The sequence below is a fragment of the Stenotrophomonas sp. YJH_SMC_25 genome (assembly GCF_059369595.1).
In genome coordinates this window covers 40,917-53,372 of record NZ_JCAFSV010000017.1, presented here as the reverse complement: position 1 = coordinate 53,372, position 12,456 = coordinate 40,917, and the positions used below count along the sequence as shown (strand labels likewise).

Here is a 12,456-nt window from a genome sequence, read left to right as displayed (position 1 = left end):
ACACTTGCATCCTACAAGAATAGTTGTAGGATTTAGACATGAAAGATGATTCCGCCGTCCTCGCACTCTCTGCGCTCGCCCAGTCTGATCGCCTAGCTGCATTCAGGATGCTGGTTCGTGCTGGCCCGGATGGCATGCCCTCCGGCGAAATTGCGGAAGCTCTCGCGATCGCGCCACCACGCATGAGCTTTCACCTCTCGACCTTGGAGCGAGCTGGCCTGCTGCGCTCGTGGCGAGACGGGCGGCGCGTGCTGTACGCCGCTAGCTATGAGCACATGCGCCAACTGCTCGCGTTTCTGACTGAGGACTGCTGCTCCGGGACTCCCGAGATTTGCGGTGACCTCTTCAAACTCGCCCGCCCATGTACCTCGGAGACCTGCGGATGAGCCTTATTCAGCCCTTCAACGTCCTGTTCCTATGCACGGGCAATTCTGCGCGATCGATACTGGCGGAAAGCGCCCTGCGGAGTATTGGCGATGGCCGTTTCAACGCGTTCTCTGCCGGCAGTCACCCCAAGGGCGAGGTCCACCCGCTGGCGATTGAGACGCTGCACGAGGCCAACTACCCGGTCGAAGGCCTGCGGTCCAAAGCATGGGAGGAGTTTGCCGCGGCAAGTGCCCCCCGCATGGATTTTGTCTTCACTGTCTGCGACCACGCTGCTGGCGAGGCGTGCCCACTGTGGCCCGGGCGACCATTGACGGGGCATTGGGGTATCGAGGATCCCATCCGCGAAGCTCACGGGGAAATGTGGCAACGCGCCGCCTTCCGAAAGGCGCTGATGTACCTGGAAAACCGCATCCGAGCCTTCGTCGCGCTGCCACTCCATACGCTGTCTCGAGCAGCATTGACAGCGCAAGTCTGCGCAATTGGCCAGCTCGAAGGCACTTCGTTCTCCCGACCAGACATTGCTTGAGGGATCCATCATGACACTAACGATCTATCATAATCCGGCCTGCGGCACGTCCAGAAACGTTCTGGAAATGATGCGCCGGTCGGGCGAAGACCCGCAGGTCATCGAGTACCTGCAGTCACCGCCGACGCGCGAGAGACTTGTCGAACTAATTGCCGCAATGGGCATCACGCCTCGCGACCTCCTGCGCAAGAAGGAAACGCCATACGAGGAGTTGGGCCTGGACAACCCTGGCCTCACCGACGACCAGCTGGTGGACGCGATGATGGCTCATCCCATTCTCATCAACCGTCCAATCGTGGTCTCCGACCGTGGCGTTGCATTGTGCCGACCGTCTGAGAAAGTGCTCGCACTGCTGGCGAACCCCGTGTCTTCCTTTACCAAGGAAGATGGCGAGATCGTTACAACCGGGACGTCACCGTGATTGATCGCATTGCGGCAGATCTGCCAAACATCGACCCCACACAACTTGCGCCGATCGACGTAGACGCCCTCATCGGGCTTGGCGACCCGATCCATCCACCGCGGATGCTCATCCTCTACGGCTCACTGCGTGAACGCTCCTTTTCCCGCCTGCTCGCAGAGGAGGTCGGTCGGCTTCTACGCTGGTACGGCTGCGATGTGCGTATCTTCGATCCGCACGACTTGCCATTGCCCGACGGCGCGTCTCCCGATCATCCTAAGGTGAGCGAACTTCGCGAGCTCGCGTACTGGTCCGAGGGCATGGTCTGGGTCAGCCCTGAGCGTCACGGCGCCATGACCGCCATTATGAAGGCTCAGATCGATTGGATACCTCTGGCCGACGGTGCCAAGCGACCGACACAGGGCAAGACTCTGGCCGTCATGCAGGTTTCCGGCGGCTCGCAGAGCTTCAATGCAGTAAACCAGCTACGTGTACTTGGCCGATGGATGCGAATGGTCACCATCCCGAACCAGTCATCCGTGGCCAAAGCCTTCCAGGAGTTCGATGAGGCCGGGCGCATGAAGCCATCGGCCTACTACCAGCGTGTCGTTGACGTATGCGAGGAGCTAGTGAAGTTCACCTGGCTCGTACGAGGACGCGCAGCCTACCTCGTTGATCGCTATTCCGAGCGCGTTGAGAGCGCCGATGAGCTTTCCAAGCGCGTCAATCAGCGCTCTATCTGACTTCCAACGGTGGGTTACATGCTTGCTCTCGCGATTTTTATCGTCACTCTTGTTTTCGTGATCTGGCAACCTCGCGGGCTTGGCATAGGCTGGTCGGCACTCGCCGGTGCCGCCGTTGCTTTAGCCACTGGGGTTGTCGGGTGGAACGATGTTGGAACGGTGTGGGGAATTGTCTGGGATGCAACGTTCACCTTCGTCGCTCTTATCATCATCTCTCTCATTCTCGACGCAGCCGGTTTCTTCGCGTGGGCCGCCCTGCATGTGGCCCGTTGGGGCGGCGGCAATGGTCGGAAGCTTTTTCCGCTCATTGTCCTGCTGGGAGCTGCAATTGCTGCAGTGTTTGCCAACGACGGCGCGGCTCTTCTGCTGACTCCGATTGTTCTTGCGATCCTGTTGCGCTTGAATTTCCCGCCTGCCGGCGCGCTGGCATTTACGGTCGCCTGCGGATTTATCGCCGATACCGCCAGCCTTCCGCTCATTGTCTCCAACTTGGTCAACATCGTTACAGCGAACTTCTTTGACGTGTCCTTTGGGCGCTACGCCGCGATCATGGTGCCGGTGAACCTGGTATCGGTCGGAGCTACTTTGATCGTCCTATGGCTCTGGTTCCGGCGCGACATCCCCAGTAGGTATCCAGTCCAGGATCTAGAAGCGCCCCGCGACGCGATACGCGACGTGGCAGTTTTTCGCGCAGCGCTGCCTCTTCTAGTACTGCTACTGATTGCGTACTTCGTAACCGGGCCGCTCGGCGTTCCTATTGCTTTGGTGACGGGTGCAGCTGCACTAGTGCTGATGGGTATTGCAGGCCGCTGGGCGACTGGAGGCCGGGGCGCCACAATGGCTGTGACCAAGATCCTGTGTGACGCACCCTGGCAGATCGTGCTGTTCTCGATCGGCATGTATCTAGTCGTCTACGGACTGGGTAATGCCTGGCTGACTGACGCGGCGAGTGCAATCCTAGAGTGGTTGGCAACGCAGGGTAGCTTCGTGGCAACGATTGGTACGGGCTTTGCGGTCGCTGCTCTCGCTTCCATTATGAACAATATGCCTGCGACACTGGTCGGTGCGCTTGCTATCGATGGGGCGAACGTATCGACGGCCACGCGCGAGCTGATGATCTACGCCAACGTCGTGGGCAACGACCTTGGTCCCAAGCTGACCCCAATTGGGTCGCTAGCGACCCTGCTGTGGTTGCATGTCCTTGCCGGAAAAGGCCAACGGATTACGTGGGGGCAGTACATGAAGGTAGGGCTCATCCTGACGCCCCCCGTCCTGCTGACCACGCTCATCGCGCTTTGGATTTGGCTGCCGTTTACACGATAACTGCGTAGGCACTCAGGAGAGTCGCAGCGATCACAATTTCTTCAATGGCGCCGTCGTGGGTCGCGGCGGCGCCGGCCCAGGGTCGTTGAAAGAAAGCACTGCCTGCTCGATGCCGAATTGATCGAAAAGTACCCGGGCGATCACAGCGTGGACCACGTCAAGGTCCGCCGAGGGGGCAGCGACAGTGATCGTGGCCACAATCGCGCGGCCAGTTGCCGGGCCTGGGACCAGCCGCAGGCCGTCTACTGCTTTCACGCTCGGGTCCGTGAACATCGCTGCCCGGACCTCTTCCAAATTGATCTCGTTCATGAGGTTGAGGGATCTTGGATGGCGCCATCGCCACGGCTGCCGCGGTCGCGATGTAGCCAGCGGTACAGCACCGGCAGGACCAACAGCGTCAGCGCGGTCGAGGACACGATACCGCCGATTACGACCGTGGCCAGCGGCCGCTGTACTTCAGAACCAGCGCCTACGTTCAAAGCCATCGGCAGGAAACCAAGGGAAGCCACCAGGGCAGTCATCAAGACCGGTCGTAGTCGCCCCAGGGCGCCATCCCGGACAGCATCTTCGAGGGCGTCGCCTTGCTCACGCAGTCGGCGGATGAAGGCAATCATGACCAAGCCATTGAGTACTGCCACGCCCGAAAGCGCAATGAAGCCTACGCCCGCAGAGATTGACAGCGGAATTCCGCGTAGAGCCAAGGCGATTACGCCACCAGTCAATGCCAAGGGAACGCCACTGAACACGATGGCGGCATCCTTGGCCGAGCCGAAGGCCATGAACAGCAGGGCGAAGATCAGCGCCAATGTGACCGGGACAACTACCGCCAAGCGCTGGCTGGCCGAGATCAGCTGCTCGAACGTGCCGCCATAATCGATCCAGTACCCCTCTGGAAGCGGTACATCCTGGCCGATGCGGGTACGCAGATCGCCAACGAATCCGCCAAGATCACGCTCACGCACGTTGGCGGTGATCACCACTCGACGCTTGCCGTTCTCACGATTGATCTGGTTGGGCCCGCGCTCTACCTGTATCTTCGCCACTTCTCGTAGTGGAACAGTGCGAGGCCCACCGTTGGCACCAGCGGCTACGCGGCTGGACTCATCGATACTGGTGCTCTCCGGCAGTGGAATGGGCAGGTCCGCAAGCACAGCCGGGTCTTGCCGCAGCGATTCGGGCAAACGCACCACCAGGTCGAATCGGCGGTCGCCCTCGATCAGCTGGCCAGCGACGCTACCGCCGATGGCGGTTGCCACCGTGTCCTGCACGTCACCCGGATTCAATCCATACCGCGCCAATGCCGCTGGATCTGGCGTGATGGTGAGCAGTGGTAGGCCAGTAACCTGCTCCGCCTTGACGTCTTCGGCGCCGGGGACCCCGCGCATGACGCGCTCGACCCGGCTGGCCAGGCGGGTCAGCTGGTCAAGATTGTCGCCGTAGACCTTGACCGCAACGTCCGAGCGAACGCCGGAGATCAATTCGTTGGTGCGCATCTGGATGGGCTGAGTGAACTCGTAGTTGCTACCCGGGATCTCCTTGGCCGCCGCCTCCAGCTCTTCCACCAGCTCGGCCTTGGGTTTGCGCGGGTCGGGCCATTGGTCGCGGGGCTTGAGCATCAGAAAGGTATCGGCCATGGAGGGGGGCATCGGGTCGGTGGCCACTTCGGCGGTGCCGATCTTGGAGAAGATGTTGGCCACCTCCGGGAACTGGGCCAAGCGGTTCTCCAACGTTTCCTGCATGGCCACCGACTGCTCCAGACTGGTGCCGGGGATACGCATGGGCTGCAAGGTGATGTCGCCTTCATCCAAGCTCGGCACGAACTCCGAGCCCAACCGGGTGGCCAGCACGCCACACCCCACCACCAGCACGGCCGCGCCTGTCAGCACTACGACCCGCCGCCGCAGCGCCCACTCCAGCAGCGGCGTGTAGCGGGCACGTGACCAGCGCATCAAGCGGTTGTCGTGCTCGGCCACACGGCCGCGCAGGAAGGTGGCAATTGCCGCCGGTACGAAGGTCAGCGACAGCACCATGGCACCGGTCAGGGCCAAGACCACCGTGATCGCCATCGGGTGGAACATTTTTCCTTCCACCCCGGACAGCGCGAAGATCGGCAGGTAGACCGCCGCGATGATGCCTAGACCAAACAGACTGGGGCGAATCACCTCAGCCGTGGCCGAGGCGGTCAGATCAAAGCGCTCTTCGTCATTGAGCTGGCGGCCCAGTGCGTGCTGCGCCTCCCCAAACCGGCGCAGACAGTTCTCGATGATGATCACCGCCCCATCCACGATCAGGCCAAAGTCCAGGGCGCCCAAGCTCATCAGGTTACCCGACACGCTGCCACGCACCATGCCGATAATGGTGAACAGCATTGCCAACGGGATCACTGCCGCGGTGATCAACGAAGCGCGCACATTGCCCAGCAGCAGGAACAGCACCACCACCACCAGCAGCGCGCCTTCGATCAGGTTCTTGGACACCGTGCCAATGGTGCGATCCACCAGCGCGGTGCGGTCATAGACGGCCTTTGCATGCACGCCAGCGGGCAAGCTGGCGTTGGCGGCGTCCAGCTTGGCCGCGGCTGCCTGGGAGACTTCCCGGCTGTTTGCGCCGAACAGCATGAAGGCGGTACCGACCACGACCTCATGGCCATTCTGGGTCGCCGCACCCGTGCGCAGCTCCTTGCCTTCGCCTACGCTAGCGACGTCGCGGACGCGAATGGGCACGCCATCGCGCCGGTCCAGCACGATGTTCCCAATCGCGTCCAGATTGGCCAGCTGGCCGGGCACGCGGACCAGAAATTGCTGGCCGTTGCGCTCGATGTAGCCGGCACCGATGTTCTGGTTATTGCGCATGACCGCTGCGACCACATCGTTCAGCGTAAAGCCCAGTGCCACTAACTGGGCCGGATCCGGGGTGATGTGGATCTGCCGCTCAAAGCCACCGATTGTGTTGACCTCGGTCACTCCAGGCGTGGTGCGCAGCTGCGGCCGGATCACCCAGTCCTGCAGGGTGCGCAGGTCCGTGGCGGTATACGGGGTGCCGTCGGGCTTGCGGGCGTTGGGCTCAGCCTCCACGGTGTACATGAAGATCTCGCCCAGGCCGGTAGAGATGGGACCCATCTCTGGGTCCAACCCTTCGGGCAGCTGAGATGCGATCTGCTGTAGCCTTTCGGCGACCTGCTGGCGGGCAAAGTACAGGTCGGTGCCGTCTTTGAAGACGACAGTGACCTGGGAGAGTCCGTAGCGCGACAGCGAGCGGCTGTAGTCCAGCTTTGGTAGCCCGGCCATGGCCGTTTCAATGGCGAAGGTCACTCGCTGCTCGGCCTCCAGCGGCGAGTAACCCGGGGCCTGGGTGTTGATCTGGACCTGGACGTTGGTGATGTCGGGCGTGGCGTCAATGGACAGGTGACGGTAGCTCCACACGCCCAGTGCGACTAGCGCAGCGGTGAGCACCAGCGTCAGCCAGCGGTGGCGGATGGACAGACCAATGAGGCGTTCGAGCATGGCGGGCCTCATTCCTCTTCCACAGTGGATTTTTCGATGTCGGCCTTGATCAGGAAGCTTTGGGCCACCACCACTCGTTCACCCGCCTTGAGCCCTTCCAGCACTTCGGCGCGTTCGACGTCACGGCGCCCCAGCTTGATCGGCCGGGTGTGGTACGTCTCGCCCTGCTGCACGTAGACAACGTCCTGGTCCTGTGCGGTCTGCAGGGCGGTGATCGGAACCACCAGCGACGCCGATTGGCGATCCACGGTGACCCGCGCCTTGACCGCTGAACCCGGCCGCCACAGCCCATCGGTGTTAGCTACGGTTGCGCGGGCAATAGTGCTTTGGCTGGCAGTGGCGGTGCCGGGCAGGACGCGCTCCAATGTGGTCTGCGCCGTGACGCCATCACTCAAGCGGGTGACCGTCACCGGCACGCCGGCACCGATGTGCTGGGCGTCGGCGCCGAAGATGTGCAGGTCCACCCACAGCGTGGACAGGTCGGCTACCTCGAACAGCGGGGCGCCCTCAGGCGCCGACATGCCCACGGCGGCCGTACGCGCCATGACCACGCCATTGATCGGCGCGGTAACGGTGTAGGTGGTCAGGCTGAGGTTGCTCTCCACTGTCGCGAGCACCTGGCCGGTGCGTACCTGGTCACCCACGCCCACTCGCACGGAACGGACCGGTCCGGGGAAGCGTGCAGTGACCTGCGCGATGCGCCCATCGATTGGGGTCAACAGCCCCTGCACCTCATGCTCATCGGCAATCTCACCGGGTCCAGCCGGCGCGACCTGGATTCCCGCCGCCTGCGCAGCTTTGGCCGAGATCTCGGTTTCCAGCGGCGCTTCCTCGTGCTCGCCGTGCTCTTCGCCCTCAGCGGCGTGGCCTCCTTCGGATGCTTCGTTGGGGGTCGACGCGTTGCAGGCCGCCAGCATCAGAGCCATGCCCAGTGCGGTCCAGGAAAAGCGATTCATGGGGTCTCTCCAGTGGAAGCGGCAGCCGGCGGCGTGACAAGGGCCTGGCCGGTCAGTCGTTGAATTTCGATCAGGGCGCGCTGCGCATCCAAGGCGACGTCCAGCTGTTGCTGGGCCATGGCGGTGCGTTCGGACTGCAACTGTGCCCATTCCAGGTAACTGATCGCCCCAGCACGATAGGCACGCTCAGCGGCCTGCTCGGCTCGGGCCAGCTTCGGCAACACGTCGTCGTGCAGGCGCGCCACCTCGGCCTGTGCCACGGTGTAGCGGCCATGGGCTTCGACCAGCGTGGAGTACAGCGACAGGCCCTTGGCCTCGCGCTCGATCGTCAGGACCTGCAGCTCGGCTTCGCCGGCTCGAATCTCTGGCTGTGCGCGGCTGCGGCTGCCCAGCGGCATGGATAAGCTGGCGACCAGCGCGGTGTCATCGGTCTCCTGTAGTCGACGCACTCCGAGCTGCCAGGACAGGTCCGGTGAGGCCGCTGAACGCGCCAGCTGCAGGCGTGCCTGCGCGATCCGGCGGGCGTCGGCAAACTGCGCCAATTCCGGAGTCCGTTCCAACTCATCGGCCAGCGTCTGCATGGAGGCGATCGCCGGCAGGGCCATCGGATCGGCCGGGACCACTTCGAAGGTGGGAGTACGTTCGCCCCACAAAGCAGCCAGATGCTGACGAGCAGCGAGTCGCTGTTGCTCGGCCCGATCACGCTTCAGCTCGGCCCGCGCAAGCGCTGCCTGCGCGGTGAGCAGCACCGACTCGGGTGAGGCGCCGGCCTGCAGGCGCTGCCTGGCGGCGACCACGGTTCGCTGGCGCTGGCCAACATCGATGTCCGCTAGGCTTCGTTGCCGGTCGGCACCAACGACAGCCAAATAGCGCTGCGCCGTCTCGGCTAGCAAGTCCAGGCGCCCGGTCTCGCGCTGCACGGCCAGCGCATCAATCCGGCTTTGTGCCAAGGTACGGCGGGCTTCGAGCTTGCCGCCGCGCTCCAGCACCGAACTCAGGCTCAAGGTCAACTCGGCGCTGTCCAAGCCACCGGCCGCGCCGGTGCCCAGCGCGTTTTCGACCTCGGCACCGAGCGTCCACGGTGGACGCTGCATCGCCTTATCTCGCTCGGCAGCGAGGACAGTGGCTCGCGCATCGACCAGACGCAGCTCCGGATGGGTTTGGGCTACGCGTGCAAAGGCATCGTCCAAGGTCATCAATTCGGCCGCCACCGCAGGCATCGCTACTGCGCCCGTTAACAGCAACGCGGCCAAGGCCGCCCATCGCACAGACATGGAAGTACTCCGAAGGTTCTTGAGATCACAGGGATCGGCCTGCGCCTACATGCGTCACCCGGCAATTGGCGGTCGAAAGGGCGCGACCTGATGCTCATACGCATCTGTACGCGTTTCGGCCTCGATTTCAGGCAAATCCCGGCCGACAGCCAATTTCGCCAGCAGCAATCAGCGCAGGGAAAATCCCAGCTGGCCGCCCGCGGTCATGCAGGGGTCTTGCGCGCGTCGGCGCGTGCCCGGCGCGCGTCGCCCAATATTTCAAAGGCTTCCTTCATCACGTAGAGGCCGATAAAGGCACCGATTACGAAATCTGGATATGGACTGGCCAGCCACCACACCAGTAGGCCAGCCAGGATCACGCCCACGTTGGCTACCACATCGGCTCGGGTGAAAAGCCACGTTGCCCGCAGATGTACTTCGCCAGACTTCAGTGGCGCCAGCATGCGAAGGACCGCGAGATTGACCACTAGCGACAATAGAGCCGTACCGATCATCCACCCGCTTACCGGTTCAGCCCCGTGGAGTACGCGGCGGCCGACCTCGACCAGCACGCCAACGCCCAGAATCAGCAGCACGCTACCGCTAACCCAAGCAGCGTTGGCCTTGAAGCGCGCCGTCCGACCGATAGCGACCAACCCAATGGCGTAGGCCGTGGCGTCGGAGAGCATGTCCAGTGCGTCGGCAAGCAAGCCGGTGGAATGGGCGATCCAGCCGGCAATGCCGCCAATCACCGCCATTGCAGCGTTCAGTGCCAGAGCGATCCACAGCACGCGCCGTTCCTGCGCGTTCTTTGCCTCGTGGTGGCAGCCGCAATCACTCATCGGATCTTCTCCATCGCAGGGGAGCCGGGCCGGCGCGGTCCGCTGGCATGGCAGGGTCCATGAGGGTAAAGTCCGTAGCTACTACGGAGTCAAGCCTACTACGAATGAAAATCAGTGACGCCGCCGCCGCCAGCGGGTGCCATCTGGAGACAATCCGCTACTACGAGCGCATCGGCTTGCTCCCGAGGCCGGGACGATCAGGCAATGGTTACCGGGTCTACGGATTGCCGGACATTGAGCGCCTGCGCTTCATTGCCCGCGGTCGGGACTTGGGTTTCAGCCTGGAAGAGGTCCGTAGCCTGCTGCAGCTGGCCGGCGACGAGGGCCTGTCGTGCGTGGATGTGGATCGTCTGGCCCGCAGCCACTTGTCCGACATTCGCGCCCGGATGGCAGACTTGCAACGTATGGCCAACGAGCTGGAACGGGTAATCGCCAGTTGTCACGGCGGACAGCGAGCTGAGTGCACCATCCTGTCGACGCTGCGCCGGCCGGCTTCCGAGGACTCCCTACGTAAGGAATCGAGCAAGAGCGCTACCTAGGCGCCCGTGGTCCAAAACCTATGCCTTTCGCAGTCCGACCGGTCGACGGTGTCAGTTGCCTGTAGCTTGGCTGCCCGGACCTGGACTCCAGGCGCGTATGAAGTCCTCCTGCTCACGCGTCTCGATCGCACCCGTCCTGACCTGACGAACCATGCTCATGGCCTGCTCACCTGTGGCAGCCGTGCCTGTTTCTAGAAGCAACAAGCACGCTACGGTGCCAGCTCGTCCTAGCCCGCCCTTACAATGAACAACTGCGCGGCTTCCGCGCAACAATTCACGACTGAGTGCTGGACCCAGCTCGCGCCATGCCTCCAAGAAAGAACTGTTCGGCGCTGCGCCGTCTACGATTGGAAGTCCGTACCATTTGATTCCCTGCGCCATCGCCCGCTTTGGCAGCGCGGCAATCCTAAGCTCATCGAACTCCCATGGCTCAATCAGGGAGATCAAGTACCCCGCGCCCCACTGGCGAATCGCGCAAAGATCCACGTCAATGTCACGACTCCATGGCCCCGTCATCGCGGCCTTCTGAAACTTCCCTGGCGCGAAAGTTACACCTACTGCGCCGCCACTGACTCCGACAGCGATCGTGGCGATATGCAGAGGATGTGTGTGACTAGTTCTGAACATTGTCGATCCCTCATCGCGGCAACTAAGAGAGCCACAGCGCAGCGGCGACCACCCATGCCTCCTATGCCGATCCTTGAGCTAAACATTCCAGCCGACCTAGTGGTGCCGCCCTGCCGAGCAGCACAGCAAAGGTGATCCTTTTGTCAGTTGCAGGCAACAAGTACCAGTAGGCTCACGCTACATGCGTACCAGTAGGCTCACGCTGCATGTGTACCAGTAGGCTCACGTGTTGGACAGCGAGAGTGTCCAGGAGCAAGGTGTACACACGCTCCTCGCTAGAGACAACACATGAAGCCGAGCATTCTGGCATTGGACCTCGAAGGGACACTCATTTCCAATGCGATAAGCCAGATTCCAAGACCCGGCCTCTGTCGGTTCTTGGAGGACGTCCGATCGCACTTCAGTCAGCTCATGATGTTTACGACTGTACCGGAAGAGCGCTTTCGCAGCATTGCCGATTTGTTGGTTCGTGAAGGAAGCGCGCCTCCGTGGTTCGCGAGCCTTGAATACATCCAATGGACGGGCAGCACGAAGGATCTACGACTAGCCACACCAAAATTAGGCGCGGCCTTGCTGCTTGATGATCATCGCCCCTATGTACACCCAGGACAGGAGCATCTGTGGGTTCAGATACCTCTGTTTGCGTCTCCCTACCCGTCAGAGGACGAGGGATTAGCGATCGCGCTTCGACTCCTGCTCGATCGCATCCACGCAACCGGCAATTTCACTGAAGCATCTCTCCAAGAACAGCTAAAGCCACAGGCAGAAGCAACGGGCGCACCACGGCGTTCCGACGCCTGCTCATCGGCCCAGAAGATCCTGTCCGACGCCGCCGTCAGGCGAGATGAACTTGCCGCACAGTGGCATAGCGCCGCCGAAGTCAGTTCACAGCTCGGCCCGTCATTGACCAGTGGTAGCGGCCTAGCCGGTCAGCTGCGCAGAGCCGGCCAGCTACTCGGGGTCTATGTAACGAAGCCTGTGCCCGGCTATCGCTACCCAGACTGGCAGTTTGGTGAGAATGGCGAACCCGTTGAATATTTGGCAGAAATCCTGTCAGTACTGCGTGCACTCGATCATTTCGAGATCGAGCCGGACGGGCTATTTCGCAGCACCGGATGGAGTGAGGCAGAGTGGTTTCTCTCACCGCACGCTCTGCTCAACGGCATGCCACCTGCCGAAGCCCTGACCTCTGATCCAGCTCGCGTGCTGCGGGCGGCCCGTACCGAGTTCGGGCAAGAGGACTCATAGCGTCCCCGTCAATCGACTTCGCTCAATGCACCCAAATCGCAGCTTGGAGACCGATCAATGGCAAGCGTTACGCCGGAATCGTAATAGTGATCAACTGACCACCAGCAAC

The 12,456-nt window shown here is 62.2% G+C and carries 12 protein-coding genes and 1 pseudogene; 7 read left to right on the top strand and 6 right to left on the bottom strand.

Annotated elements, in window-relative coordinates:
* Positions 1-38 precede the first annotated feature (38 nt).
* The 5 genes from AC5P7E_RS18645 to AC5P7E_RS18625 are packed head-to-tail and all read left to right on the top strand — an operon-like array spanning position 39 to position 3,379.
* Positions 39-386, top strand: coding sequence for an ArsR/SmtB family transcription factor (locus tag AC5P7E_RS18645; RefSeq protein ID WP_099484974.1), 348 nt, complete (start codon positions 39-41; stop codon positions 384-386).
* Positions 383-913: an arsenate reductase ArsC gene (locus AC5P7E_RS18640; protein ID WP_114619015.1), complete on the top strand. Its 531-nt coding sequence runs from the start codon at positions 383-385 to the stop codon at positions 911-913. The genes AC5P7E_RS18645 and AC5P7E_RS18640 overlap by 4 nt, the downstream gene beginning before the upstream one ends.
* Before the next feature lie 10 nt (positions 914-923).
* Positions 924-1,334: an arsenate reductase (glutaredoxin) gene (gene arsC / locus AC5P7E_RS18635; protein WP_114618992.1), complete on the top strand. Its 411-nt coding sequence runs from the start codon at positions 924-926 to the stop codon at positions 1,332-1,334.
* Positions 1,331-2,056: an arsenical resistance protein ArsH gene (gene arsH, locus AC5P7E_RS18630; RefSeq protein WP_005411450.1), complete on the top strand. Its 726-nt coding sequence runs from the start codon at positions 1,331-1,333 to the stop codon at positions 2,054-2,056. The genes arsC and arsH overlap by 4 nt, the downstream gene beginning before the upstream one ends.
* 18 nt (positions 2,057-2,074) lie before the next feature.
* Positions 2,075-3,379: an arsenic transporter gene (locus AC5P7E_RS18625; protein ID WP_005411451.1), complete on the top strand. Its 1,305-nt coding sequence runs from the start codon at positions 2,075-2,077 to the stop codon at positions 3,377-3,379.
* Between the two features lie 30 nt (positions 3,380-3,409).
* On the opposite strand, the gene AC5P7E_RS18620 is transcribed toward AC5P7E_RS18625, so the two are convergent.
* The 5 genes and pseudogenes from AC5P7E_RS18620 to AC5P7E_RS18600 form a co-directional block, all read right to left on the bottom strand.
* Positions 3,410-3,688 carry a hypothetical protein gene (locus AC5P7E_RS18620; RefSeq protein WP_114618993.1) on the bottom strand — a complete coding sequence of 93 codons (279 nt, stop codon included), beginning with the start codon at positions 3,686-3,688 and terminating at the stop codon, positions 3,410-3,412.
* On the bottom strand, positions 3,685-6,882 hold the full coding sequence (locus tag AC5P7E_RS18615) for an efflux RND transporter permease subunit (protein ID WP_114618994.1): 3,198 nt from the start codon (positions 6,880-6,882) through the stop codon (positions 3,685-3,687). The genes AC5P7E_RS18620 and AC5P7E_RS18615 overlap by 4 nt, the downstream gene beginning before the upstream one ends.
* A gap of 8 nt (positions 6,883-6,890) precedes the next feature.
* A pseudogene (locus tag AC5P7E_RS18610) lies at positions 6,891-7,697 on the bottom strand (efflux RND transporter periplasmic adaptor subunit); the annotation flags it as partial.
* 137 nt (positions 7,698-7,834) lie between these two features.
* Entirely contained in the window at positions 7,835-9,112 is a 1,278-nt protein-coding gene (locus tag AC5P7E_RS18605; RefSeq protein ID WP_114618996.1) for a TolC family protein, read from the bottom strand.
* A gap of 203 nt (positions 9,113-9,315) precedes the next feature.
* The gene (locus tag AC5P7E_RS18600; protein WP_114618997.1) at positions 9,316-9,933 is read right to left on the bottom strand and encodes a cation diffusion facilitator family transporter; all 618 of its coding nucleotides are present in this window, start codon (positions 9,931-9,933) and stop codon (positions 9,316-9,318) included.
* 104 nt (positions 9,934-10,037) lie between these two features.
* Between AC5P7E_RS18600 and AC5P7E_RS18595 the strand changes: the two genes are divergently transcribed.
* Positions 10,038-10,472, top strand: a complete 435-nt coding sequence (locus AC5P7E_RS18595) for a MerR family transcriptional regulator (RefSeq protein ID WP_099484980.1) — start codon at positions 10,038-10,040, stop codon at positions 10,470-10,472.
* A 51-nt stretch (positions 10,473-10,523) separates the two neighbouring features.
* Here the strand turns inward: AC5P7E_RS18595 and AC5P7E_RS18590 are convergent, their stop codons facing one another.
* On the bottom strand, positions 10,524-10,988 hold the full coding sequence (locus tag AC5P7E_RS18590) for a phosphatase domain-containing protein (protein ID WP_231347569.1): 465 nt from the start codon (positions 10,986-10,988) through the stop codon (positions 10,524-10,526).
* A gap of 399 nt (positions 10,989-11,387) precedes the next feature.
* Here AC5P7E_RS18590 and AC5P7E_RS18585 point away from each other — a divergent pair, with 399 nt between their 5' ends.
* Complete coding sequence (locus tag AC5P7E_RS18585) at positions 11,388-12,347, top strand: NIF family HAD-type phosphatase (RefSeq protein ID WP_242877828.1); 960 nt, start codon at positions 11,388-11,390, stop codon at positions 12,345-12,347.
* Positions 12,348-12,456: the final 109 nt, after the last annotated feature.

Excerpts from the sequence above, each read along its gene's own strand:
- AC5P7E_RS18645 (WP_099484974.1), top strand. The coding sequence starts at position 39 with ATGAAAGATGATTCCGCCGTCCTCGCACTCTCTGCGCTCGCCCAGTCT.
- AC5P7E_RS18640 (WP_114619015.1), top strand. The coding sequence starts at position 383 with ATGAGCCTTATTCAGCCCTTCAACGTCCTGTTCCTATGCACGGGCAAT.
- arsC (WP_114618992.1), top strand. The coding sequence starts at position 924 with ATGACACTAACGATCTATCATAATCCGGCCTGCGGCACGTCCAGAAAC.
- AC5P7E_RS18625 (WP_005411451.1), top strand. The coding sequence starts at position 2,075 with ATGCTTGCTCTCGCGATTTTTATCGTCACTCTTGTTTTCGTGATCTGG.
- AC5P7E_RS18620 (WP_114618993.1), bottom strand. The coding sequence starts at position 3,688 with ATGAACGAGATCAATTTGGAAGAGGTCCGGGCAGCGATGTTCACGGAC.
- AC5P7E_RS18615 (WP_114618994.1), bottom strand. The coding sequence starts at position 6,882 with ATGCTCGAACGCCTCATTGGTCTGTCCATCCGCCACCGCTGGCTGACG.
- AC5P7E_RS18605 (WP_114618996.1), bottom strand. The coding sequence starts at position 9,112 with ATGTCTGTGCGATGGGCGGCCTTGGCCGCGTTGCTGTTAACGGGCGCA.
- AC5P7E_RS18600 (WP_114618997.1), bottom strand. The coding sequence starts at position 9,933 with ATGAGTGATTGCGGCTGCCACCACGAGGCAAAGAACGCGCAGGAACGG.
- AC5P7E_RS18595 (WP_099484980.1), top strand. The coding sequence starts at position 10,038 with ATGAAAATCAGTGACGCCGCCGCCGCCAGCGGGTGCCATCTGGAGACA.
- AC5P7E_RS18590 (WP_231347569.1), bottom strand. The coding sequence starts at position 10,988 with ATGACGGGGCCATGGAGTCGTGACATTGACGTGGATCTTTGCGCGATT.
- AC5P7E_RS18585 (WP_242877828.1), top strand. The coding sequence starts at position 11,388 with ATGAAGCCGAGCATTCTGGCATTGGACCTCGAAGGGACACTCATTTCC.